The organism is Sphingomonas sanguinis (assembly GCF_001476905.1).
GTDB lineage: Bacteria > Pseudomonadota > Alphaproteobacteria > Sphingomonadales > Sphingomonadaceae > Sphingomonas > Sphingomonas sanguinis_B.
The window spans coordinates 1-24,178 of record NZ_LDTE01000022.1 but is presented as its reverse complement, the minus strand read 5'-3'; the positions used below and the strand labels follow the sequence as shown (position 1 = coordinate 24,178).

At 64.7% G+C, this 24,178-nt stretch carries 22 protein-coding genes and 1 tRNA gene; 16 read left to right on the top strand and 7 right to left on the bottom strand.

The features are described from left to right. Nucleotides 1–248: 248 nt before the first annotated feature. The 4 genes from SB4_RS04635 (at nt 249) to SB4_RS04620 (ending at nt 4,519) form a co-directional block, all read left to right on the top strand. Entirely contained in the window at nt 249–551 is a 303-nt protein-coding gene (locus SB4_RS04635) for a PadR family transcriptional regulator (RefSeq protein WP_338112937.1), read from the top strand. Then, nucleotides 548–1,183 carry a hypothetical protein gene (locus tag SB4_RS04630; RefSeq protein ID WP_058751615.1) on the top strand — a complete coding sequence of 212 codons (636 nt, stop codon included), beginning with the start codon at nt 548–550 and terminating at the stop codon, nt 1,181–1,183. Before SB4_RS04635 ends, SB4_RS04630 begins: the two co-directional genes overlap by 4 nt. Nucleotides 1,184–1,258: 75 nt before the next feature. Then, nucleotides 1,259–2,797, top strand: a complete 1,539-nt coding sequence (locus SB4_RS04625; RefSeq protein ID WP_082669963.1) for a serine hydrolase domain-containing protein — start codon at nt 1,259–1,261, stop codon at nt 2,795–2,797. Nucleotides 2,798–3,460: 663 nt separating this feature from the next. After that, entirely contained in the window at nt 3,461–4,519 is a 1,059-nt protein-coding gene (locus tag SB4_RS04620; RefSeq protein WP_058751613.1) for a hypothetical protein, read from the top strand. A gap of 173 nt (nt 4,520–4,692) precedes the next feature. Here the strand turns inward: SB4_RS04620 and SB4_RS04610 are convergent, their stop codons facing one another. From SB4_RS04610 to dinB, 3 genes are all read right to left on the bottom strand, one after another. Next, nucleotides 4,693–7,635 carry a DEAD/DEAH box helicase gene (locus SB4_RS04610; protein ID WP_082669962.1) on the bottom strand — a complete coding sequence of 981 codons (2,943 nt, stop codon included), beginning with the start codon at nt 7,633–7,635 and terminating at the stop codon, nt 4,693–4,695. 394 nt (nt 7,636–8,029) lie between these two features. Continuing rightward, nucleotides 8,030–8,602, bottom strand: coding sequence for an alpha-ketoglutarate-dependent dioxygenase AlkB (locus tag SB4_RS04605; RefSeq protein WP_058751610.1), 573 nt, complete (start codon nt 8,600–8,602; stop codon nt 8,030–8,032). Beyond that, the gene (dinB, locus tag SB4_RS04600; RefSeq protein WP_153006067.1) at nt 8,602–9,684 is read right to left on the bottom strand and encodes a DNA polymerase IV; all 1,083 of its coding nucleotides are present in this window, start codon (nt 9,682–9,684) and stop codon (nt 8,602–8,604) included. Before dinB ends, SB4_RS04605 begins: the two co-directional genes overlap by 1 nt. Nucleotides 9,685–9,801: 117 nt before the next feature. On the opposite strand from dinB, the gene SB4_RS04595 reads away from it, so the two are divergent. Continuing rightward, nucleotides 9,802–10,632, top strand: coding sequence for an aldo/keto reductase (locus tag SB4_RS04595; protein ID WP_058751608.1), 831 nt, complete (start codon nt 9,802–9,804; stop codon nt 10,630–10,632). Here the strand turns inward: SB4_RS04595 and SB4_RS04590 are convergent. Genes SB4_RS04590 through SB4_RS19465 form a run of 3 tightly spaced genes read right to left on the bottom strand, consistent with a single transcriptional unit; the run spans nt 10,629 to nt 12,619 of the window. Next, nucleotides 10,629–11,609 carry an MBL fold metallo-hydrolase gene (locus SB4_RS04590; protein WP_058751607.1) on the bottom strand — a complete coding sequence of 327 codons (981 nt, stop codon included), beginning with the start codon at nt 11,607–11,609 and terminating at the stop codon, nt 10,629–10,631. The genes SB4_RS04595 and SB4_RS04590 overlap by 4 nt on opposite strands. Before the next feature lie 2 nt (nt 11,610–11,611). After that, the gene (locus SB4_RS04585) at nt 11,612–12,238 is read right to left on the bottom strand and encodes an SOS response-associated peptidase (protein ID WP_058751606.1); all 627 of its coding nucleotides are present in this window, start codon (nt 12,236–12,238) and stop codon (nt 11,612–11,614) included. 12 nt (nt 12,239–12,250) lie between these two features. Then, nucleotides 12,251–12,619 carry a hypothetical protein gene (locus tag SB4_RS19465; protein ID WP_153006066.1) on the bottom strand — a complete coding sequence of 123 codons (369 nt, stop codon included), beginning with the start codon at nt 12,617–12,619 and terminating at the stop codon, nt 12,251–12,253. A 95-nt stretch (nt 12,620–12,714) separates the two neighbouring features. Here SB4_RS19465 and SB4_RS04580 point away from each other — a divergent pair, with 95 nt between their 5' ends. From SB4_RS04580 to SB4_RS04565, 4 genes are read left to right on the top strand one after another with little or no spacing between them, the layout of a single operon-like run. Beyond that, a complete protein-coding gene (locus SB4_RS04580) occupies nt 12,715–13,479 on the top strand; it encodes an ImuA family protein (protein WP_338112935.1) in 765 nt (254 codons plus the stop codon). Continuing rightward, entirely contained in the window at nt 13,397–15,184 is a 1,788-nt protein-coding gene (locus SB4_RS04575) for a Y-family DNA polymerase (RefSeq protein ID WP_082669961.1), read from the top strand. The genes SB4_RS04580 and SB4_RS04575 overlap by 83 nt, the downstream gene beginning before the upstream one ends. Next, nucleotides 15,184–18,447: an error-prone DNA polymerase gene (locus SB4_RS04570; protein ID WP_058751604.1), complete on the top strand. Its 3,264-nt coding sequence runs from the start codon at nt 15,184–15,186 to the stop codon at nt 18,445–18,447. Before SB4_RS04575 ends, SB4_RS04570 begins: the two co-directional genes overlap by 1 nt. A gap of 6 nt (nt 18,448–18,453) precedes the next feature. Beyond that, nucleotides 18,454–18,714: a hypothetical protein gene (locus tag SB4_RS04565; protein ID WP_058751625.1), complete on the top strand. Its 261-nt coding sequence runs from the start codon at nt 18,454–18,456 to the stop codon at nt 18,712–18,714. A 169-nt stretch (nt 18,715–18,883) separates the two neighbouring features. On the opposite strand, the gene SB4_RS04560 is transcribed toward SB4_RS04565, so the two are convergent. After that, nucleotides 18,884–18,973: transfer RNA gene (locus SB4_RS04560), tRNA-Ser, on the bottom strand. Nucleotides 18,974–19,103: 130 nt separating this feature from the next. On the opposite strand from SB4_RS04560, the gene hspQ reads away from it, so the two are divergent. From hspQ to obgE, 7 genes are all read left to right on the top strand, one after another. Next, the gene (hspQ, locus tag SB4_RS04555) at nt 19,104–19,484 is read left to right on the top strand and encodes a heat shock protein HspQ (protein WP_058733204.1); all 381 of its coding nucleotides are present in this window, start codon (nt 19,104–19,106) and stop codon (nt 19,482–19,484) included. A gap of 160 nt (nt 19,485–19,644) precedes the next feature. Next, nucleotides 19,645–19,944 carry a 50S ribosomal protein L21 gene (gene rplU / locus SB4_RS04550; protein ID WP_007405484.1) on the top strand — a complete coding sequence of 100 codons (300 nt, stop codon included), beginning with the start codon at nt 19,645–19,647 and terminating at the stop codon, nt 19,942–19,944. Nucleotides 19,945–19,987: 43 nt separating this feature from the next. Continuing rightward, complete coding sequence (gene rpmA / locus SB4_RS04545; RefSeq protein WP_042486007.1) at nt 19,988–20,254, top strand: 50S ribosomal protein L27; 267 nt, start codon at nt 19,988–19,990, stop codon at nt 20,252–20,254. Between the two features lie 183 nt (nt 20,255–20,437). Then, on the top strand, nt 20,438–20,986 hold the full coding sequence (locus tag SB4_RS04540) for a GNAT family N-acetyltransferase (protein ID WP_058751603.1): 549 nt from the start codon (nt 20,438–20,440) through the stop codon (nt 20,984–20,986). Nucleotides 20,987–21,371: 385 nt separating this feature from the next. After that, a complete protein-coding gene (locus SB4_RS04535; protein WP_082669960.1) occupies nt 21,372–21,839 on the top strand; it encodes a TadE/TadG family type IV pilus assembly protein in 468 nt (155 codons plus the stop codon). Further along, nucleotides 21,839–23,470: a pilus assembly protein TadG-related protein gene (locus SB4_RS04530; protein ID WP_058751601.1), complete on the top strand. Its 1,632-nt coding sequence runs from the start codon at nt 21,839–21,841 to the stop codon at nt 23,468–23,470. The genes SB4_RS04535 and SB4_RS04530 overlap by 1 nt, the downstream gene beginning before the upstream one ends. Before the next feature lie 60 nt (nt 23,471–23,530). Next, nucleotides 23,531–24,178 (top strand): GTPase ObgE (obgE, locus tag SB4_RS04525; protein WP_153006065.1); only part of this gene is annotated, 648 nt, incomplete at its 3' end.

Sequence of the window (24,178 nt, the reverse complement as noted above, 5' to 3'; positions counted from 1 at the left end):
CACCTTCGGCCATTCGTTCATTTCAGCAAGTGCGCCGATCCAAGCAGGCAAATGCCCCCCCTGCACGCCGTCAGCGTGCTTGAAAGGGATCCAGAACTGGGAAGCCGCATAGGTTCTCAAGCCTCACGTCATCTGTAAAACGCGATGTCATCGCTTGGACTAGAGCGCCTTATGGATTGTCGGCCTCATGGCGGCTTGGCTTAGCAAGTACCCATTGACGGCTAAGTCTACATATGTGACATTCGGTCATGGTTCGCGCTCGACAACCTTCACGACAGATGCGGCTCCTGTTGGAAGCGTTGTCGGCGCATAGCCACGAGTGGTGTCACGGCTATGACCTGATGAAGCAGACAGGGCTCCAGTCCGGGACGCTTTATCCTTTGCTTATGCGGATGGCGGAGCAGGCCTTGGTCGAGGCGCAATGGTGCGAACCCACACGCCCGGGACGGCCAGCTCGCCACGCTTATCGATTGACGGCCGCAGGCGTCGCCCTGGCCAATGGCACGACCACTACGAACAACGGATCGGGCATGCGGGAGGCGCTGGCATGAGGGCGGCGATTTCCCGCGCCATCCTGACGCTCGCCACACTCGGCATGAGAAGCAGAGACCAAGGCTGGGGCATCGCCATGCAATCCGAGCTGGAGGAAGCGATTGCCGAGGGAGCCGGCCTACGATTTGCCTTCGGTTGCCTCGTCGCATCTTTGGGTCGGATGCCGACGCACGACGAAGGCCGGTTCAGCCTTACGATCCATGCACTCGCTCTAGGGCTAATCGTGCCGATGGGCGCGTTTCAGGTTGTCGGCCTCTTACAGGGTTTCCCCGTCATGCTAAGCGTTGGCGACTTCGCGGTGCCTAACAGCCCCCAAGGCTACCTTATGACCAGCGCCTATCAGGGGCTGACACCGTTGATAGCGGCGGTTTCGCTGCTTCTCGGCGGGGCGCATCTGCGGCTCGCGTGGACGCTGCTCGATCGCGACTGGGCGCGTGTCCAAGCAGCCGGTGCGATGAGCCTGGCTGCCGCGGTCACCATCACCATCATGATCAGCTTGCTTGATTGTGATGTCGGTCAGGCGCTGCGCCAGGGTGCGATCCTGCTCCTTGAACTGGCGATCGTCGCGACACTGGGGCGCTGGCACGCCGAACTACCGCAACCTTCGAAGGCCGATCAGGCGGCCATATGAAGAGGTCTGGTCGCCAGGCCGCCTTGCCGTTGCACACGCGGACCTGAGTAGCAGTGAAGCGATCCCCGCCAACCCATGGACAGGGTGGAATACACAGGCATCGAGAGGAAGCACGCAATGCAGCGACCAGGAAAATGCTATTTGTTCGGTGCGGCGGCTGTGGCGGCGCTCGCCGCCGCTCCCGCTAGTGGCCAGGTCGGTAATTGCGCCATGCCCCCGTCGGCTGCGGGTGGCACCGACAACATCCACACCCGCTATGTCGAAGGTCATTTGCTACCGCCGGTTATCAAGTCTGATGCTCGGCCATTCAGCCTCGCCGACCGGATGCGGCAGTACGATGTGCCGGGGATCAGCGTCGCCGTAATCCACGATGGAAAGATCGTCTGGGCGCGAGGCTGGGGCGTTCGTGATCTGGCGAGTTGCAAGCCCGTGACGCCGGATACCGCCTTCCAGGCCGCATCGATCAGCAAGGTCGTGACGGCGGTGACGGCGCTCCGTTTGGTCGAGCAGGGTAGGATCAAGCTCGACCAGAACATCAACGAGGCGCTTCGTTCCTGGCAAGTGCCGAAAGACGCGACGCTGGCGCCAAGCGGCATCACCTTGCGTGAACTGCTCAGCCACACGGCCGGCCTAGGGGTACATGGCTTCGGCGGGTACCAGCCCGGCGCACCGCTCCCCACGCCCGTTCAGATACTGGACGGCGTGTCGCCCGCGAACACACCACCCGTGCGCAGCATATTACCCGTGGGCAGCCAGTTCGAATATTCAGGCGGCGGCTATGTCGTAACGCAGGTTGCTCTATCTGATGTGAGCGACACGGCCTTCGCCGATCTCGGCCGACGCGAGGTTCTAGAGCCGCTCGGCATGACGCGGAGCGCCTTCACCATGCCTCCATCGCCGGCAATCCTGGCCAATGCGGCGTTCGGCTCCGCACAGGGCAAGCCCATGCCCAGCGGCTATCTGGTCTACCCCGAACTTGCCCCGGCGGGCCTATGGACGACAGCCACCGATCTCGCCCGCCTATTGATCGACCTCCAGGCGTCGGCAGCAGGCAAAGGAGGGCACCGCCTGTCACCGGCCATGACCCGCCTGATGATGACGCCGGTCAAGGACAATTGGGGACTGGGGGTAGCCGTATATCCGCAAGGAGCGCCACGCTTCATGCATGACGGGGTAAATGCCGGATATGAGTCCTTCATGGTCTCCTATATCGGCAAGGGGGACGGGATCGTCGCGCTGACCAATGGGGGCGATGGTCACCGGCTGATGGGTGAGGTCGTCCGCGCGATCGCGACCGATTATGGCTGGTCGGATATCGCCGCACCCGCCACCGAGGAAAAGGAGCTGTCGCTTGCCGAACTGTCCAAGGCGGCTGGTCACTTCGAGGGAGGCGGGCTCAAGGTGGATCTCGAAGCCCGATCCGAGGGATTGTTCGCCAGGCTTGCCGGCGGGACTATGGCCGAACGCCTGATCGCCCTGTCCCCAACGCGCTTCAGATCAGAGGGACTTGGTGTCACCGTCGAGTTCACGCCTGACTTCGCAAGCTGCACAATGATCGAAGGCGCGCCGCCCATGAAACTTGTAAGGTCGGCACCGTCACACGCCGCCTTATAGAGGAGAATGTGTTTCGAACGGCTCTACGCTGTTGCGGCGGCCCCGACCCAGGTGCGGACGCTCACAGCGGTTCAACCGCTTCTCGAAAGCGGACGTCCATTCAGGCGACACGGCTCGGCAGGCACTGGGCCGGGAGCGGATATGCAGGTTTTCACGAGCGCATCGCGTAAAGCGGACGTTCTCGGCGGTGACCCATCGTTGCGATACGGATGGCTTCGAAATGCCGGCGTTCTGAGCCTAACAACGCAAAGCCCATTCTCGTCAGCACGACGACCGTGTTCACAATGTGGGTCACCATGGCAGTCTAAACGCAACCCGCGCGGCGCAGCTGGTGAGGATGGACGCATTGAACCTGGTGGCCTTCGGTCCGACCGACGAAACCCTCGCAGGACGCGTCGGGTGGAAAGACTTCCCGGTGCCTAAGACCTCGCAGCGGATCCACGAGCTCACCTCGGGCCCGCTTCTTCCAATCGGACGCCGATTGGATCAAGGACCCCGGCAAGGCCTGTCCGGTGGAAAAGGGCGGCGCCTTGCTCGACTTCAGCATCGAGCACGGGCAAGCATGTCGACATAACCATCGGTTGAGGTTGCCGACGAAGAAAGAAGGTCGGGTGCCTTCGTCGCTCGACGCCCACTGAAATCTGGAAGGCCCGAATGGGACGAATGAAGGACCTTGAGATCGATCGGCTGAACGCCATGGGGACGGAGCAACTCTTCATCCGGTTCCTGACCGAGTTGTTTTCGGCCAAGAACTTAATCGTCGTCGACGAGGGATCTCCGAATAGGCGCGCCGACCTCGCCGTCCGGCAGGGCGACGACGAAGCCATGACTCTGGTGGAGCTTAAGTTGCACCGCTCCAAGCGTATCGCGGAGCGGGCTGTGCACAACGCCCTGCTGCAGATGGCTAGGATGATGCAGGCGTCTGGGGCGGCCCAAGGCATTGTCATCTTCACGCAGCCGATCGACAGGCGGTACCTTAATGACCTGCCGCCGGGCGTGGTGGTGTGGGACCTCGACGAGCTGGTTCGGCAAACCCGCAACTTCCCCAGCCTGGCCACCGACCTCGCAGACCTGCTCAAGATCCTCCAGGTCGGTGCTGAACGCCCTCCAGAGGAAGCCGGGCGCGGCGCGGTCACGGCCATGGCGGATCTGCTCGAGGGCGACGACGTCGCATCGCCCGATCCCGCCGCGGGCGCGGTTATCGTCAAAGAGCTGCGTTCCCTTGCCGCCGGCAAGACGGACGCGAGCGCATTCGAGAAGGTGTGCCAGCGCGCGCTCGAGCTCATGTTCGGCAACGACTTCGCGGGTTGGCGTCCGCAGAATCAAGTCGATGCCGGGTTCCACCGAATGGACCTGATCGGCCGGCTCGTCGCGACCGAGAATCCGTTCTGGTCGACGCTGGCGAGCGACTTCCGCACCCGCTACGTCGTCTTCGAATTCAAGAACTATACCGACGCCATCAGTCAGGAGCAGATTTACACGACCGAGAAGTATCTGTTCGTGCCGGCTCTGCGGTCGGTCGCGCTCGTGGTGGCGCGAAACGGCGTCAGCGAGAGCGCCATGAAGGCAATTCGGGGTTCGCTGCGTGAACAGGGCAAACTGATCCTCGCGGTCAGCCTCGACGAATTCTGTTCCATGCTCCTTAGATTGGATGACGGTGGTGATCCGACTGACGAACTATATGGCAAGCTCGACGATCTGCTCATGACGATCGGCAGATGAGCTTTGCCAGTTGCGCGAAGTCCATTTCGCGCGTTGCCGTCCGGACAATGGCCATTTCTGATGAATGTCTACTGACGTGCCCGGGCGATCCCCAGCTCATGGTCGCCCGAGCAGAATTGATAGACGCGCTTGAGCCGAAGGTTCTTCAGCACTGCTACGCCGGGAACGGGCAGTCATGATCTTGGGTCCTGCTTGGGGGAGCCGAGCAACCGCATCGGCAAAAGCCCCGACGCGTCGAGATGGGAGTTCGCGGCACCCAGAACCTCGGCAATCTTCGGTTCGATCGCGCCGAGCGCAAGTCCGGGCTGTACCACCACCATTTGGAAGGTAACCGGCCGTGCCGACGCCAGCGCCTTGAGATCTGCCTCGTTTCCGCGAATGAAGGTGGCCATTCCCGTCCTGCGACTGAACCGGCCGAGCAGCCGCTTCACCAGCCGCCGCAGGTCGCACCAGATGTAGCCCTTAACTGCCTGACCACAGACCTCGTACACGTCGCTGACGCGGTTTCCAGGCGCGGCGCCCGAGGCGCCCTTGCAATGGTAAAAGCGGACATCGACGCCGCCGTCGGCGCGCGACTTGAACGTGACGAAATCGGCGGTCTCGCCGCTGCCGTGATCCCAATAGACGACGTCGAATTCATCGCTGTTGAGAGCGGATGCCAAATGTCCTTGGATCGACATAGGCAGATCGGCGCCGGCGACATACTCGAGCGTGATGTCGACGCCGGCCGCCACCCAATCCAGCGTATCGACGAGATCGTCCTTAAAGAGCTCAAACCCCCCTTCGGGTGCGGGAAAATGTTCCTCGCCGTCGAGCCGAGACCAGTCGTCGAGCATGAAGCCGACCGGCTCGTCATTGAGATAATCAACGACATCGACTTCGTGGCCCGGCCAAGACAGGCGCACCGGTGGTGTGCCTTCCACGTAGGAGAAAAGTGCCTCGTCCGCGGACAGGCGGAAATCGACCAACGTCTCGGCGAAGTCGCTGGCCAGCCTGAGCTGGATCGAATCCTCGTCGGAATGTGCGATGTCGAGACTGAGGTCGGTCAGCGGCATCGTGAAATCGTCGGCGCCCGCCGAGAACAACGCCAGCGGGGGCTCGAGAAAGATCGCGTTGGCCCAGGTCGCATACAGCGCACGCGCGGGAATCTTTCGGACGGTGGTCCCGGTCAGCAGCATGTCTAACTTGCTGCCGGTGAGCGCAGCCTTCTTGTCGTGAATCTTTCGAGCGAGCTTGCGGCACCACCCGAGCAATTCCGGTAGGCTGAGGGTCGCGTTGCTCCAGATCTTTGATGCGCTGCTTAGTCCGATCGTGACGCGCTTGTCGCCATCTTGGGCGCTACCGAAACAATGGCCGCGATCATACAGCCGGGCGTCCTCGGCGCGGATCGCCTCGTCGGCATGCGATCCGGCCATGATACGGTAGGATTCGGCGAGGCTGGCCGCCTGGCGTTTCTTCATTCCGACTTGGAAGAACCGCGGATCGCCGAGTTCCTTGAGAGCACGATTGATGTAGCTCAGCGGCAGGATGCGAGGATCGTAATCGATCATGCTGCGCACAATCTTGCGATAGAAGCCGTCCGCGCGCTGCGACGCGCACACAAACAGCAGCTTCGCCGCTTCGTCATAGTAGAAGATGAAGACGTCGTAGCGGACGTCGAGCAGGCGATCGTCCGAGGCCCAGCGCACGCCGCTCTGCTTGCGCGTGACGAAGACGCTCGCGCTCTGGGGCGCACTGATCCAAGAAAAGACAATCTCCCGATCCGCAAAAACAGGCGCGACGTTTAAATCGAGCGGTTCCCGCAGCCGGAAGATTTTCACGTGCGCGTAGGGCGACAGACTGTAGAGCGAGAGATCGGCCAGATCGGGCATCGCCTCGACCGTGTCGAAGGTCTCCAGCATCTCGCGGGCATCCACCTCCCGCCGGATGCGCGCTTCGCTGAGGTTGGGAATGATCTCCGCCCAGACGGCACCGGCAGCGTAGAGCTGACGCGCCTCGACCTCGATCGCCGACATCCGCGCGAGGAAGGTTGCGTCACCCAGTCGCGCGCCGGTAGTTCGCGCAAAGCGGCCGATGAACTGGAGGGTCACCGCGAGCGATCGGTGTGGCGCATGCACCGCCGCGATCTTCAGGCGAGGCAGATCGAACCCCTCTCCGAGCATGTTCACGCAGATGATCCCGTCCAGGTCGTTGGCGGCTAGGCGCGCCAGGACCCGCCGCACGTGTCCGAGCGAATGGTCGCCCGTCACGAGCTGCAGCTTGAGGTCGGTGTTGTCAGCGTAAATGCGTTCGAGCTCACGAGCGCGCACGCGACTGTCAGTCCGCACCATGAGCAGATGATCAAAGCCCGCCGCGCGATCAGCGCGCAGCTTCGCTTCAGCTGACCTAGCGATCGCCCGGTCCTCCACGTCGCGGGTTGCATCGCCGGGCTCGACCGTCACCGGGACATAATCGATATGCCCGAAGACGCCATCCTCATAGGCACGCTTGAGATCGTAGGTGAAGACGAACTTGCCTTTGATCTCGCGGTCATCGCGACGAAACGGAGTTGCAGTGAAAAGCACCCGACGAGCCGCGCCGAAAACCTCCATCACCGTCTTCCAGGTCATGGCCGGGCTGTGATGCGCCTCATCGACTAGGATCAGGTCGAACAGGTCGGCGGGCGGCGCAGGCACCTCGGCCAAATGCGGACTGACGCTCTGAACGGTCGCGACGACCACGTCGAACGCACGCATCCCATCCCAGTCCGCTGCGTTCGTTACCCGCTTCGCCGTCGCCATGACCTTGGGCGGTTCGACTTCCCCCGAGAGCGCGGTCAGCCGCTTGAGCACGCCCAGCGCCGCAAAGTCCTCGGCGATCTGTTCCCGCACGAGCCTGCTCGGCGTAAGCACCAGAACCCGTTCGGCGCGCAACATGTAGGCGCAGGCTTGAAGAACGGCCGTTTTACCTGACCCCGTAGGCATAGTGACGATCGCGGGATCAGTTCGCTGCGTAAAGTGCGCAGCGATGGCAAACAGCGCGCCCCGCTGCGCTTCGCGAAAACCAGATGCCGGAGCCGTCCCGCGGGCCGCAACAGGAAAACGGAGGTCTGCATAATGATCTGCAAAGTAACTCATTAGTCAGATCATAGCCGGGTAGCACCACTCGCGCTACATTTCTTCTGGTAAAAGACATCGCCCAAACACGGTTATATGCAGACGCCATCACGCTGCACACTGAACAGAGACTTTTTGTGCTATCCTGCCCCTCACGCAAATTTGTTCGTGTCGCATTCAGCCGCCTTGCCCGGCACTGAGCTCTGGCGATCCTCATCCGAGTGCGCGCAACGACTGCTTTTCAGATCGCGCTGGGTTTCCGCGAACGGCCGGTATTGGGGCGCGTAGCTGCCGTTGCCCGTTGGATGAACAAGCGTCCGCTTTTGCCGCCTGAGTGCCCGAAACCCGACAGACCGCTTCCCACCACAAAAGTCCGGGTGCATCGCCATCCGGCGAAGGTTCGGCACAGTAGGTATTAGGAAAGGCGGGACGCGTGTGCTGCTAAGCTCCGGAATGTAATCGACCAGCGCGGGCGCGTCATCGGAGCAATGCTGTGTTCCCAGTCATACCGGGCAGGTCCGCTCATGTGATAGGCCGCGCGCGGATCGAGCGGCACCGAGACGCGATCGAACCCACCCGCATGCCGCTTCCGAAAACGCATGACGGCCGGTTCGCCAAGCGAAATGCCAAGGACATGACCATAGATCGGACGGTCACGGTGCCAGCCGATCCCGGCACCTGGATCGTAGCGGATCAAAAGCGCCTGGATCAGGGTGGCGGGCTCGAGCCCTGAAAATCTGGCCGCCCGGTCACGAAAAGGCCGCAACCAGTCCGGGATCGGCGGGGCGTCCTTGGGCCGCCCCACTTCGAAATCGTAGCTCCATCCGAAGGATGTGGTCAGCCGCTTCCCAGTCCAGCCCTGGAACCGAAACGGCGTCAGATCGGTGGCATCGATACGATCAATCAGCATCCGCTCGTCCGCAGGATCAATCAGATCATGGCGGGTGATGAGGCCCGGCAAAGCAGGCATATCGAACAGGTCGAGCATCACGCTGCCGCCTCTACGAAGATGGGGAGTTCGTCGGCCGCCTCGGTCTGTGCCTGGGCAAAGTTGGATACCGTCACGCCGACCAGACGAATGCCCTTATGGGTCGGCAGGACCGATCGGATCAGGTCGAGCGCCGTCCGGTGCAGCGCCTCACGAGTGGCAACGACCATCGGCTGGCTGCGTCTGCGCGTGATCTGGTGGAAGTCACCATATTTGACCTTCACCGTCACCGTGCGGCCGAACGCCTGACGGCCTTCGCACCATGCCCAGACATCATCCGCCATCTTAAGCAAACCGGCCTCGATCTCAGCGGGTTCGGTTAGGTTGCGGTTGAACGTCGTTTCCGACCCCGACGATTTTCGCACGCGGTTCGGGTTAACCGGCCGGTCATCTTCCCCGCGCGCGATGGCGTGATACCATTCGGCGGAGCTGCCGAAATGCTGCTGGAGGAATGCCAGCGACTTGGCCTTGAGGTCAGCCCCCGTCTCGATGCCGAGTCGCTTCATTTTCGCGGCCGTGACCGGTCCGACGCCGTAGAAACGGTCAACTGGCAGCGTCTCGACCCACGCCCCGCCCATCTCAGGCGTTACTGCGAACTGGCCATTGGGCTTGCGGTGGTCGGAGGCGAGCTTGGCGAGGAACTTGTTGTACGAAATGCCCGCAGACGCGGTCAGCCCTGTCTCTGCCAGAATGTCGGCGCGGATCGCCTTGGCCGTCCGCCATGCCGTTTCCAGCCCCTGTTTGTCGGCGGTCACGTCGAGATAGGCCTCGTCGAGCGACAGCGGCTGGATCAGGTCTGTGTAGCGCGCGAAGACCGCATGGATTTGGCGGGAGACATCGCGATAGACCTCGAATCGGGGCCGCACGAAAATCAGGTCGGGACAGCGGCGCAGTGCCGTCACCGACGGCAGGGCCGACCGCACGCCGAACGTGCGCGCCTCATAGCTCGCCGCGGCCACCACGCCTCGCGCCGCGGCGGAGCCAACCGCGACCGGCTTGCCGCGAAGCGTCGGATCGTCACGTTGCTCCACCGACGCGAAGAAGGCGTCCATATCGACGTGGATGATCTTACGCGTGATCATGTCGCCGAGCTTATCGCATTTGGAACGAATTGGGAACATGTGTCAGTCGTTGAAACCTGGATCGTTCGCCCCCCCCTGACTATGGCTCGGAAATTTCCGTGGGACGTTGTGGCCAGCATGAAGACGATCCGCTTGCCCGACGGCACCGCCGTCCCCGCGCTCGGTCAAGGCACCTGGATGATGGCCGAGGACCTCAACCGACGCGCGGAGGAGATCGCCGCCTTGCGGAAGGGCATCGACCTGGGCCTGACGCTGATCGACACCGCAGAGATGTATGCCGATGGCGAGTCCGAACGGCTGGTCTGCGAAGCGATCACGGGTCGGCGGAACGACATCTTTCTGGTCAGCAAGGCGTATCCACAGAATGCATCGCGTGATCGCCTGTCCCGTGCGTGTGAGGCCAGTCTGGAGCGGCTCGGCACCGACCGACTCGACCTCTACCTACTGCATTGGCGAGGCAATGTGCCCCTGGGCGAGACCGTAGAGGCGATGGAGCGACTGGTCGACGCGGGCAAGATTCTCCGTTGGGGCGTCAGCAATCTTGATGCCGATGATATGGAAGAGCTGGTCGCCAGCGGTGGCGATGCATGCGCAACCGACCAGATCCTCTACAATCTGACCCGGCGCGGTCCCGAGCACGACTTGCTGCCCTGGCTTGCCGAACATGCGATCCCGACGATGGCGTACAGCCCCGTCGAGCAGGGGCGCCTCCTCGGCCATGCCGGGTTATGCTCCCTCGCAGACGAACTCGGTGCGACACCCGCCCAGCTAGCGTTGGCTTGGCTGTTGGCGCGCGACAACGTCATCGCCATTCCGAAGGCTGGCCGAGTTGCGCATGTGCGCGACAATCGGGCTGCGGCTGACCTGACCCTCGATGCAGCCACCCTCGATCGTTTGGACGAGCTGTTCCCCCGCCCCAGGGGCCGGGTGCCGTTGGAGATGCTCTAGGCGAAGCGGTAAACACCGCCCGCTTCGGCCGCGACGAAGCGTTCGGGGGCGATACTCGCAGCACGCAATGCCGTGGCCAATTCCCCAACGGGCTCTTCGCGTGCCTCATCGGTCAGCTGGAACGTGCCCCAATGGATGCCGAGCGCTCGCCCCGCCCCTACATCGTTGAAGATCCGCACTGCGTCGGCAGGGTCAACATGCTGTGCGGCCATGAACCACCTCGGCGCATAGGCGCCGATCGGGATGAGAGCCAGGTCGGGCGATCCCAGGCGTTCGCGCACCTCGCCGAAGATGCGTCCGTCGCCATAGCCCGTGTCGCCGACAAACCAGATCGAGCCCGCCGGCGTGTTCAGATAATGCCCGCTCCACAGCGTCATGCGCATGTCGCTCGGCCAGCGGTTCGACCAGTGATTGGCCGGGGTCATCGTCGTCACGATGCCGCCGCCGAGGTCGAGCCGATCCCACCAGTCGCCACTCACGCATCGCGCCGCCGGGACCGCCGCCAGGACGATCGCATCGTTGCCCAGCGGCATCGCCATCAGCGGATCGTGCGCGGCGTGAAGGCGCCGCAGCGTGTCGACATCGAGATGATCGTAATGCGCGTGACTCAGTAACACGACATCGATCGGGGGCAGGTCCGCGAACGCGATCCCCGGCGCGGTGACCCGCTTCGGCCCAACGCGGCGGAACGGACTGGCACGCTGCGACCAGACCGGATCGGTGAGGATGTTCACCCCCGCCGCCTGGATCAGCAGCGAAGCATGACCCACCATCGTCACACACAGCCCATCGACGCGCGCCTCAGGCTTGGCGGGCGTCACCGGCACCGACTTCGGCCATTTGGCAGCAGCCCCCGCCAGCTTCCAGCGCAGGATGGCGCGCAAGCCTCGATCAGTGCCGGGCTGGCCCGGATTGAAGAACCGCGTACCGTCGAAATGATCGCTCGGCGGTCCGTCATAATAGCGATTGCGGGCCATGGTCAGGCAACGCTCATCAGCTGTGACGGATAAGCGGTCAGTAAGCTGAGCGCCTCCTCCATCGGGGCGGTCAGCCAGCGTTCCTGATCTTCGGCCAGCAGGATCACCGGCATCGCCTTGGGGTGCTTAGGCGCGACGAGCGGATTGGGCTTGGTCGTGCAGAAGGCATACACCCGGTTATGATCCTGATCGACCTTCCACAAGCCAGCAAAGCACGGCACCGCCTGATCCTCGACGTTAAACCACCAGTTGGTGTCGCCGGGTGCCTTCCGATCGGCTGTTGCCTTGGGTTCCGAGAAGCGGGTGAAGGGCACGAGACAGCGGTGCTCGGCCTTCATCAGCCACGGCTTCCACATGTTGCTCTGCATGTTCCGGGCGTTGGTCCACCAGTCATAGAGGAAGGGCAGTTCCCCCTCGCGCGCTGGCCGCTTACGCGGTTTGCGGGTCGGGAAGCCCCAACGCATCGTGCTCAGAACCCGCCGGCCCTCCTCGGCGCGAACGACATAGCCGGGTTTGCCGGGCGCCGCGTAATCCTTCTCGACCACCAGCGTGTTGCTCGCGTCATCGACCGCAGCAAGCGCATCGAAATAGCTCCGGGGATCGACCTTGATGTTGTAAAGATTACACATCTCCGTCTTCGATCACGACCGGTAGCGCGAGACAAGCCTCTTCCACGTCGCGGCATTCGGATAGGGCAAGGGTGCGCCGGTCGGCGCGTCGCGACCGATCGCCAGACGCGGACGCCGGATCTGCCCCACCGCCTGGCAGACGGAGCAGCATAGCCGTCGCCCCACCAGCCCGAGCGTTCCGTCCCATCCGCGGCGCTGGAACAGCCACCAGAGCGCAACGGCGTCGAGGATTCGGACGTGACCGCATGCCGGGCAGGTCAGGCGCAGGGTCCGCTTGTTGAGGGCGCATTCCTCCAGCGTGCGCAGACGCCGCCCGACATGATCGTGATCAGCCCCTGCCCCGCCTTCTTGGCTGCCCCTTTTGCGGCCCTCTTCTGCCACGGCCCTGTCCCGTTCCGATTATCGATCCGCTTCCGCAACGCCTTGACCCGGTTGTGGAATCAACGGAACATATAGCGAACATATGAGTCGCAACAATGATGTCTTACACCGCCCCACCCCTCGAAACATTGGCCCGCCTGCGAGGCGCCATAGGCGCTGCGCGCGGCAGTGAGGGCGCGGTTCTCCCGTTCGGCATCGAGGCGGTAGACACGCGATTGACGGGCGGCGGCCTGGCGCTCGGCGGTTTGCATGAGACGTCTTCGGCAACGCCGACGCTCACGGATGATGCAGCTGCCACGCTGTTCGCGGTGGGGATTGCCGCACGCGCAGCGGCGCAAAGCGGCCGCCGGGTGCTCTGGGCGCTCACCCGGTTCGATCTCTATGCGCCGGGTCTCGAACAGGCCGGACTCAGCCCTGCCACGCTGTTCTTCGCCGAGGTACGTGAGGACAAGGACGTTCTGGCCGTTATGGAGGATGGCCTGCGCCATGGCGGGCTTGCAGCGGTCGTCGGCGAGGTAAAGCGCGCCGACATGGTTGCGACCCGGCGACTGCAGCTGGCGGCGATGACGGGAAATACCCCTGCCCTACTTTCGCGCCGCTGGCCCCGACAGGGCACCTGCCCACTGACCGAGCTGTCGGCGGCGATGACACGGTGGCGGATCGCCTGCGCACCGTCCACGCCGCTCCCCGCCCCCGGGGTTGGCCGCGCACGCTGGACGGTCGAACTGGCGCGCCAGCGGGGCGGCCCGGGTTTCACGATGGAATTGGAGGCATGCGATGACACGGGTCGCCTCGCTCTACCTGCCGCATCTCGCGATCGAGCGACTGCGACGGCTGGAGCGGCCGCGCGCGCTGCCTGAGCCAAGGCCTGCGCTCATGCTTCCTATCGACGATGACCCTGGTGCCTGCTCGGTGCCACGGGGCGGCGGCTGGCGTCCCGGTGCGCGCTGGGCGCAGCAAGGCGATGCGCGTGCAACGGTGGAGGAGCAGGTGGCGGCACTGCCGCTGCACCAGAGACCGCCGATGCGCGAACTGGGTCGTCGGTCGGAGGCGGCGGACCATCCGTTCAAACACCCCAGCCTACCGGGCCAGCACAAGGCAGTATCAGGGCCAGCACCCGCGTTGAACCTCGTGCCGATGGTATTGGCCGAGCAGATCGGACAGCGACAGGTCATCGCCGCCGCTTGCCCGGCGGCGATGGCGCTCGGACTGACCCCAGGCATGGCGGTGACACAGGCACGGGCGCTGATCCCGGATTTGGACATCCGCCCCGCCGATCGGGCGGCAGATGCGGCGTTGCTGGCGGATCTGGCGCTGCACGCCGTGCGCCACTGGACACCGACCGCTGCGGTCAGCGGATCGGACGGGCTTTGGCTGGACCTGAGCGGCGTCGCGCATCTGCATGGCGGCGAGGCACGCTTCTGCCAACGACTGGTCGGGTTCTGCCGACGTTTCGGCCTGACCGCACGGGTCACGGTCGCCTCCACGCCGGGCACAGCTCATACCCTCGCCCGTTTCGGTCGCGATGCCATCCTGCTGGTTCCCGGCGGACAAGAGGCACAGGCGCTGGCTCCCTTACCTCCTGCCGCACTCCGCCTGACCCCCGAAGCAACAGCGGCGGCGAACCGGTTTGGGCTCGACCGGATCGCCGATCTCCTGCCGCTGCCTCGCGGGCCGCTGGCCCGGCGGCTGGGCATAGCGAGTGTCCGCCGCCTCGACGAGGCACTGGGGCGTGTCCCCGAACCGATCGTGCCGGTGGTTCCGCAAGAGACGCCCGTCGCCCGTCTCCGCCTGCTCGAACCCATCGGCACGGCCGAGGCGATCGAGCAGGTGATCGGCGACCTGCTCACCGACCTTATCCGGCTATTGGTGGAGCGTGGCCGCGGTGTCCGGGCGTTGATCCTGACGCTGGAGCGAATCGATGGCAGCGAACAGCATCTGTCGATCGGCACCGCGCGCGCGACCCGTGATGCAGGCCATCTCGCTCGGCTTTTCCATCTGCGCATCGATCGGATCGACCCAGGCGACGGGATCGAGGCGATGCGCCTTGCGGCTCCCAGCACCGATCCACTCGGCGCGACCGCACTGACCGCCAGCCTGGCTGGCGACGATGCCCTGCCGGATGTCGGGGTTCTGGTCGACCAGATCGCAGGGCGGGTCGGCGAGGAAGCCCTGTTTACGACTGCACCGGTGGAAAGCGACGTGCCCGAGCGTGCCGTGCGACGGTGGTCGCCGCTCGCCGTCCCGACCGGCTGGCCATCGTGGAAGCGGCCCGTCCGCCTGCTGTCGCGCCCCGAACCGCTGGTCGGGGTGCTGGCGCTCCTCCCCGACGCACCGCCGCGACGCTTCACCTGGCGGGGCAAGGTCCATGCCGTGGTCGCGGGTGACGGCCCTGAGCGCATCCACGGCGAATGGTGGCGACGCGATGGCGAGGTCTGGGCGGTACGCGACTATTTCCGGGTCGAGGACGACACCGGCGCGCGCTTCTGGCTGTTTCGCCGCGGCGACGGGGTCGATGCCGCAACCGGCGATCTCAGCTGGTACCTTCACGGGCTATTCGGCTGATGGCGGCCTATGTCGAGCTTCAGGTGACGAGCCATTTCTCGTTCTTGCGCGGCGCATCCAGCCCCGACGACCTCTTTGCCACCGCTGCGCTGCAAGGCCACACCGCTCTCGGCATCGTCGACCGGGGCAGTGTCGCCGGGCTGGTGCGCGGGTGGGAGGCCCAGAAGGCCACGGCCGTGCGGATGATCGCGGGTGCGCGGGTTGATCTCGACGATGGCCGCGCGCTGCTGCTCTACCCCACCGACAAGCTCGCTTGGTCGCGGCTGACCCGGCTGCTCACCCTCGGCAAGGCGCGCGCGGGCAAGGGCGGCTGCACGCTCGGCTGGAGCGACGTCGTCGCGTGGCACGAGGGGCTGGTCGCGATCCTGCTACCGGGCGAGGCGGATGCAGTGACCGCGGCGCATCTCACCGAGCTGCGCACGACCTTTGGCGCGCGCAGCTATTGCGGCCTCGCCTTTCGCCGCCGGCCCAACGATGCGCTGCGGCTGTACGATCTCACCGCGCTCGCCGGGGAGGCCAGCGTACGGACCGTAGCGCTCGGCGACATCCTCTACCATGCCCCGCAGGCTCGGTTGTTGCAGGACGTCGTCTCCGCGATCCGCGAGAAGTGCACGGTCGACACGCTCGGCTACCGGCGCGAGCGGCATGCCGACCGGCACCTCAAATCCCCGGCCGAGATGGAACGCCGCTTCGCCGCCTTTCCCGATGCGATCGCCGCCACCGCCGCGATTGCGCGCGCCTGCACCTTCGATCTTGGCGAACTCAGCTACCAATATCCGCATGAACGAGTCGTCGAGGGGCTGACCGCGCAGGGCGCGCTCGAACAGCTGACCGAGACCGCCGCGGCGCGGATGTTCCCCGACGGACTTCCGAAAGCCTATCGCGACCAGATCGCGCACGAGCTCAGGCTGATCGGCGAACTGGGTTACGCGCCCTATTTCCTCACCGTGAACAGCATCGTCGCGGAAAGCCGGCGGCGCGGCATCCTGTGTCAGGGCCGCGGATCGGCCGCCAACAGCTGCGTCTGCTTCGTGCTCGGCATCACCAGCATCGACCCCATCAAGCATGAGCTGCTGTTCGAGCGATTCGTCTCCGGCGAACGCCGCGAACCGCCCGACATCGACGTCGATTTCGAGCATGAGCGGCGCGAGGAGATCATCCAGTGGATCTATGAGACCTATGGCCGCAACCATGCCGCGCTGACCGCCGTCGTCACCCGCTACCGCGCGCGCGGCGCGGTGCGTGAGGTTGGCAAGGCGCTCGGCCTGCCCGAAGATCTGACCAAAGCGCTTGCCGGCCTCATCTGGGGCTGGAGCCAGGAAGGCGTCGGCGAGAAACAGGTCACCCAGCTCGGCCTCAACGTGGATGACCGGCGGCTGCGCCTGGCGCTGGAACTGTCGCGCCAGCTGATCGGCGTACCGCGCCACCTGTCACAACATCCCGGCGGCTTCGTCCTCACCCATGACCGGCTTGACGATCTCGTCCCCATCGAACTCGCCGCGATGGTCGACCGGCAGGTCATCGAATGGGACAAGGACGATATCGATGCGCTGAAGTTCATGAAAGTCGATGTGCTGGGCTTGGACATGCTCGGCTGCATGAACCGCGCCTTCAACCTGCTGGAGGAAGCCAAGGGCCTGCGCGTCGGCATGGCCGACCTGCAGGACGACGACCCGAACGTCTATGCGATGATCCAGAAGGCCGACACGCTCGGCACCTTCCAGATCGAGTCCCGCGCGCAGAAGAGCATGCTGCCGCGCATGAAGCCGGCGCGTTTCTACGACCTCGTCATCGAGGTCGCAATCGTGCGGCCGGGACCTATCCAGGGCGACATGGTCCACCCGTACCTTCGTCGGCGCGAGGGACGCGAGAAGCCGGACTATCCGCGCCCCGAGCTGCGCGCGGTGCTGGAAAAGACGCTCGGCGTGCCGCTGTTCCAGGAACAGGCGATGAAGGTCGCGATCGTCGATGCAGGCTTCACCGCGGTCGAGGCCGACCAGCTCCGCCGCGCAATGGCGACGTTCAAGTTCACCGGCGGCGTCAGCCACTTCTACGACAAGCTGGTCGAGGGGATGGTGTCGCGCGGCTATCCCCGCGACTTCGCCGAGCGCACCTTCAAGCAGATCGAGGGGTTCGGATCATACGGCTTCCCGGAGAGTCACGCGGCCAGCTTCGCCAAGATCGCCTATGCCAGTTGCTGGATGAAGCACCATCATCCCGACGTCTTCTGCGCGGCGCTGCTCAACGCCCAGCCGATGGGCTTCTACGCGCCCGCGCAGATCGTCCGCGACGCGCGCGAACATGGTGTCGAGGTACGGCCGGCCTGCATCAACACCAGCCGCTGGGACTGTACGCTGGAGCCGACGCGCGGACGCTATCTCGCCGTGCGGCTCGGGCTGCGCCAGGTGCGTGGGCTCGGCAATGCGCACGCTGCGGCGATCGTCGCCGCGCGAGGGGATGTCCCCTTCCAGTCGGTCGAAGAGGTGTGGCGGCGTGCGGGCGTGCCCCGTGCCGCGATCGAACGACTGGCCGAAGCGGATGCCTTCCATGCGCTGGGCGAGGATCGCCGTCAGGGGTTATGGAAGGTGAAGGGCCTGGGCGAGGCCCCCCTGCCCCTGTTCGCCGCCGCCGATGCGCGGCACGCGTCGTTCAGTCCCGAGGGACTTGAGCCTGATGTGTCATTGCGGCCGCTGACCGAGGGCCGCGAAGTGGTGGAGGATTACCGCGCGCTGCAATTGTCGCTGCGCGCGCATCCGCTTGCCTTCCTACGCGCTGACCTGACCCGCCGCGGCATCGTCCGCTGCGCCGACCTCGCCCACATCAAAGACGGCCGCCATGTCGAGGTCGCCGGGATCATCCTCGTCCGCCAGAAGCCGGGCAGCGCCAAGGGGGTGTTGTTCATCACCATCGAGGACGAGACCGGCATCGCCAACGGCATCCTCTGGCCCGATCGGTTCGAGGCGCAGCGCCGCACCGTCATGTCGGCAGCAATGATCGGAATGAAGGGCCGGGTCCAGCGCGAGGGGCTGGTCATCCATGTCATCTGCGACCGGATCATAGACTATGGCGGGCTACTCGCCCAGGTCGGGCAGATGGACTTCCCTCATGCGACCGGACTAGGCGACGGTGCGCGCCATGCCGGGTCGCCTCACCGGGGCGATGCGGGCTGGCGCCCGGGTCCGCGCGACAGCTATTGGCCACCGCACGCCAATGGCCAAGACCCCGAACAGGTGGTGCAAATCAAGTCGCGCGACTTTCATTGATTGGCCATGTCGCGCCATCAGCGGATCATCATCGACTTGTCGCTCCACATCCTGCGCGGGGCCGCCGCGCGGTCGGGCAAGGGTAAGGTCGACACGATCGAGGTGCGGCTCGCGCTACGCTGCCTGATCGCCCACTGCCCAGAGCGCTGGCCGCTCGACATGTTCTGGAACTCCGCCGGAACCGATCACGACATCGGGCGCGCCCAGGGCTGCACGGCAGCGCTGAACGGAATCGTGAGACAGCTCAAATTGAACGCTACTGCGTGAGGCTTAGGTGGAAACGTCTCCGCATATGGAAAGCGGATAGATCTCAAAGTCACTCAACGCCCGCTTCGTCAGCGTTCGCTTTTGGCCGCAGAGAACCAAATCAAAAGTGGGCATGAATGTGGGCACAACGTCCCGGATTTCTGTTTTATCGAATGAAATCAAGGAGTTTTGGCGGAGAGGGAGGGATTCGAACCCTCGGTACCGTTGCCGGTACGCCGCATTTCGAGTGCGGTGCATTCGACCACTCTGCCACCTCTCCGCGAGGACGTTTCCGAAGCGGTGTGAAACCGCATGGGGCCAGTCGATTGGAGGCGCGCTCCTAGATCAGCTTTTTACGCATTGCAAGCGCCTAAACTTGTGCGACGCGACAAACACATTAAATCAGTCCCATGGACCGTATCGACACCCTCCCCCTCACCTCGCGCCTGGATGTGCAGGCGCCGATCGTCGCGACCGCCCGGTTTGCGATCGGGGATATCGTGCGCCATCGGATGTTCGATATTCGCGGCGTGATCTTCGACGTCGATCCCGTCTTCGCCAATAGCGACGAATGGTATGACGCCATCCCGGAGGCGATCCGTCCCGCGCGGGACCAGCCCTTCTACCACCTGCTCGCCGAAAATGCCGAGTCGAGCTATGTCGCCTATGTCAGCCAGCAGAATTTGCTGCACGACGACAGCGATGAGCCCGTCGAGCATCCCGCCATCGCCGGACTGTTCACCGGCTATGTCGATGGTCGCTATCTGCTGAAGCGCGAACATCGCCACTGATTTCGCATTTTTCGGTGCCGCCGGACGCCCGCGCACAGGCGGGAGCCCGCGAAAAACCGGATTCCCCGGTTGACAATCCGGCCACCTTTGCCTAGCTGGCCGTTCTTTCCCGACGGGCATTCCCGCGCGGGAGCCATGTATTTGGGAAGTGATAACAGCCATGTTCGCAGTCGTGCGCACGGGCGGCAAGCAGTATCGCGTCGCCGCCGGAGATAAGATCGTCGTCGAGAAGATCGAGGGCGAAGCCGGCGCGTCGGTGACGCTGGGTGACGTTCTGCTGGCGGGCGAAGGCTCGGAGCTGAAGGCCGTCGACGGCATCACGGTCGCCGCCGAGATCATCGCTCAGGCGAAGGCCGACAAGGTCATCGTCTTCAAGAAGCGCCGTCGCCACAACTATCGTCGTCGCAACGGCCATCGTCAGCAGCACACGATCCTGAAGATCGTGTCGGTCGGCGCCTGAATTTCAGCCGCGCCACCCCAACGAAATCCAGGAGTAGTTCGCAATGGCACATAAGAAAGCAGGCGGTTCGTCGCGTAACGGTCGTGATTCGGCCGGCCGTCGCCTTGGCGTGAAGAAGTTCGGTGGCCAGGAAGCCATCGCCGGCAACATCCTCGTGCGTCAGCGCGGGACGAAGTTCTATCCGGGTCGCAACGTGGGCATGGGCAAGGACCATACCCTGTTCGCGCTCGTCGATGGCCGCGTCGCGTTCCACGAAGGCAAGCTCGGCCGTAAATTCTGTTCGGTCGAACTGGCCGCAGCGGCCGAATAATCGGGCAACCGCGCCGGGTTGCCCACCAGGGTGACCCGGGTTCCGCGCAGGAACCAGCAAAAAAGGGAGACGGGTCACCCCGGCTCCCTTTTTTCATGCTCCCTCCACCGCTTGCGGTGTCTGTCTCCGTCCCGTCATGGGCGTGTGCAACAGGCGCCGGGCGTGACGAGGAGTTGTCGAGTGATGTTCGCGCGGACCCCCAGATTGTTGTTGCGGCCAGCCTGGCCGGAAGATGCCGCCGCCCTGGCGCAGGCCATCGGGCATGAAGAGATCGCCCGCATGGTCGCGCGTGTCCCCTACCCCTATGCGCAGGCCGATGCCGAGCTGTGGCTGGCCCAGCCCTGCGGCCCGACCGAGCCGCGCTTCCTGATCACCGCGCTCGACCGGGGTGGTGCGCCCGAGCTGATCGGCGGCATCGCGATCATCGCGGGCGACACCGGCCATGAGCTGGGTTACTGGCTGACACCCGCCGCCTGGGGTCGCGGCTATGCCACCGAGGCGGGGCGCGCGGTCATCGCGATGGCGCGCCACGCACTGCCCATCGAGCGGCTGGGCGCGTGGCATTTCGCCGACAACCCTGCATCCGGCCATGTCCTGACCAAGCTCGGCTTCCGCGCCACAGGCCAGCGGATGGCGCGCGCCTCGGCCGGGCGGGCAGAGCTGTCGCGGAGCATCCATTATGCGCTCGACCTGGAAGGCGAGCGAAAGACGGTGATGCCGCTGGCCGCCTGATTCTCAAGGGCTGCGACCTGTCACGCAGCCCTTGGGACCACCATTGGGACAATCGCCAACCGCCCGTCGGACTTTGCGACATTCGCGTGCAGAGCCTGTTCCCACGCGGCCAGATTCGCCATCCGCCGCGCCGATCGAATCGCAATGCATGTCGCCATGACCTTCGCGACTCGCAAAATCGATCAGTCCTAGCGACATGATATATATTAATCACACTGACCAAATTGAGCATTTGTTACAAAATCAATATTGGCGCTACCGTCCAGTTTGAGCAGAGTCTGCGCTAAACTCTTCATAATTCGATCCGAATTCGGAATATTAACATCTTGATAAGCATTGCACCCGTTTTCTTCTGTCGTGCCCATAAGCCGCAGGGGATGATCCGGTGGCCCGTTCGTTCGCCCGTTTCGCCACGTCGACACCATTTCGCGTCTCTCACCGCCGTGTGTGCTGCGCCGTAAACGGCTGTCGGCGCGCGGTCGCGGCGGTCGAACTGGCGCTGATCCTGCCATTCCTGCTCGCCCTGCTGATGGGTATCGTCAGCTATGGCGATTATTTCCTGACCGCCCATCTCGTTCAGCAGGCCGCCAATGACGCGGCCCGGGCCTCGCTGGCCGGGCTCGACGCCAGCGAGCGCAAGGTCATCGCGGTCGACACCGCCAAGCGGATGCTCGACTCGACCGGCGTGCTCCGCCGTGACCGCGGCCAAGTGGATACGGCCGAGGTCGACAATCTCATCACCGTCTCGATCCGCTACGATGCGTCCGCCGACCCGCTGCTCAACCTGCCCTTCGTCCCGACGCCGGGCCAGATCCTGATGGCCAAGGGTGTCGCCATGGTCGGCGGCCTGTGATGCGCGTGCCGGGATTACGATCCCTGTGGCGGGATCGCCGCGGCGGCGTCAGCATCCTGACCGCGATCCTGTCGATGGCGATGATCGGCTTTGCGGCCTTTGGCATCGATGTCGGGATGATGACCCTGTCACAGCGCCGCCTGCAGGGAATCGCGGACGAAGCGGCCCTTGCCGCCGCCGCCTCCAGCCCCGACCGACGCGGCGAAGCGGTCGCCCGCCTGATCACGGCCAACGGGCTGTCCGACGTCACGACCACCATCACTCCCGGCACGTACCGCGCCGACCCCAGCGTCACACCTGCCAACCGGTTCACCCCCGGCACCGACGCAGGGGCATTGCGCGTGACGCTGACCCGGCCGGTCACGCTGTTTTTCGGCCGAGCCCTGACCGGCAGGAACACCACCCCCGTCGCCGCCAGCGCGACCGCCCGCCGGATCGACATGGCGGCCTTTTCGCTAGGCACGCGGCTGGCCAATGTGTCGGGCGGACTGCCCGGTGCGCTCCTGAACGGCTTGGCGGGCAGCGATCTGGCGCTGTCGCTGGTCGATTACAATGCGCTGGTCAGCGGCAAGGTCGATTTGCTGCCCATGACCCAGGCGCTGGGCACCCGGATCGGCCTGACGGGAGCGAGCTTCGACACCATATTGGCGGCCGACGTCACCCTGCCCACGCTGCTCAGCGCCATGGCCGATGCGACGAGCAATCCAGGCACGGCGTCGTTGCTACGCAGCCTGTCGCTGAGGGTGCCGGGATCAAAGGTGCCGCTGACCCGGCTGATCGACTTGGGGCCGCTGGGCAAGACGACCAAGGCGACTTCGCGTGACCTGATCGCGATGGATGCCTATTCGATGCTGCGCGAGTCGCTGTCCATCGCCAATGGCCAGCGCCAAGTGACGCTCGACCTGGGCGCGTCGGTGCCAGGCCTGTTGTCGAGCAAGGTACTGCTCGCCATCGGCCAACGTCCGGTCAACTCGCCCTGGCTGGCGGTGGCGCAGGACGGATCGGCCATCGTCCGCACCGCCCAGCAACGATTGCTGATCGATACCCAGATCGGCATCCCGCTGCTCGCCAATATCCAGCTGCCGATCTTCGTCGAAACCGCTGCGGCCCAGGCGCGGCTGAGCGGGATCAGTTGCGGCGCCGGGACGCAGCGGGTTGACCTGGACGTCCTGCCCTCGCCCGGCACCATCGCCATTGCGCAGATCGACCGCACCCGCTTCAACGACATGAGCCAGTCGCCGATCGGCGGCGAGGTCGCGCTGTTGCAAGTGCCGCTGGCGCGCGTGATGGGCTATGCCAAGATCAATCTGGCCAGCGACAGCGCGTGGCAGCGGGTCAGCTTCAGCCAGAGTGACATTGCCAGCCTGACATCCAAGACGGTCACTGCCAATTCGGCGGTGCGCGGGATCGCCAGTTCGCTGATCGGCCAGGTCAATTTGCGGTTGGACGTGCTGGGGCTGGGGCTGGGCCTGTCGACGCTGACCGGGATCGTCGGTGCCGCGCTGACCCCGATCGCGCCCGCGCTCGACCTGCTGATCGGCAATCTGACCGATTTGCTGGGCCTGCATGTCGGCCAGGCGGACGTGACGGTCAACGGCGTGCGATGCGGCGGAGCCACGCTGGTCGCCTGATCGGCACGTGGCCCCAAGGGCGGGCTGGTCAGTCGGCGCTCTCAGAGGTAAAGGCGCGCCATGCATTTTCTCGATCAGGCTAAGATTTTCGTCCGTTCCGGCGCGGGGGGTCCCGGTGCCGTGTCCTTCCGCCGCGAAAAATACATTGAATATGGCGGCCCCGACGGCGGTAACGGCGGCAAGGGCGGCGACATCGTCTTCGAGGCGGTGGCGGGCCTGAACACCCTGATCGACTTTCGCTACACCCAGCATTTCCGGGCCCCGCGCGGCCATGGTGGATCGGGGTCGAACCGCACCGGCGGCGGCGGCGATGATCTGGTCATCAAGGTCCCCGTCGGCACCCAGGTTCTGTCCGAGGACAAGGAAGAGGTGCTGCTGGACTTCACGCGTGTAGGCCAGCGCGAAGTGTTCCTGCGCGGCGGCGACGGCGGACGCGGCAACGCCACCTACAAGACCTCGACCAACCGCGCGCCGCGCCAGCACGGCACCGGCTGGCCCAGCGAAGAAGCCTGGGTCTGGCTACGCCTGAAGCTGCTCGCCGATGCGGGCCTGGTCGGCCTGCCCAATGCGGGCAAGTCGACCTTCATCAACGCGGTGACCAACGCGCAGGCCAAGGTCGGCGCCTATGCCTTCACCACCACCCGGCCGCAGCTGGGCGTGGTGCGGCATCGCGAGCGCGAGTTCGTGGTCGCCGACATTCCCGGCCTG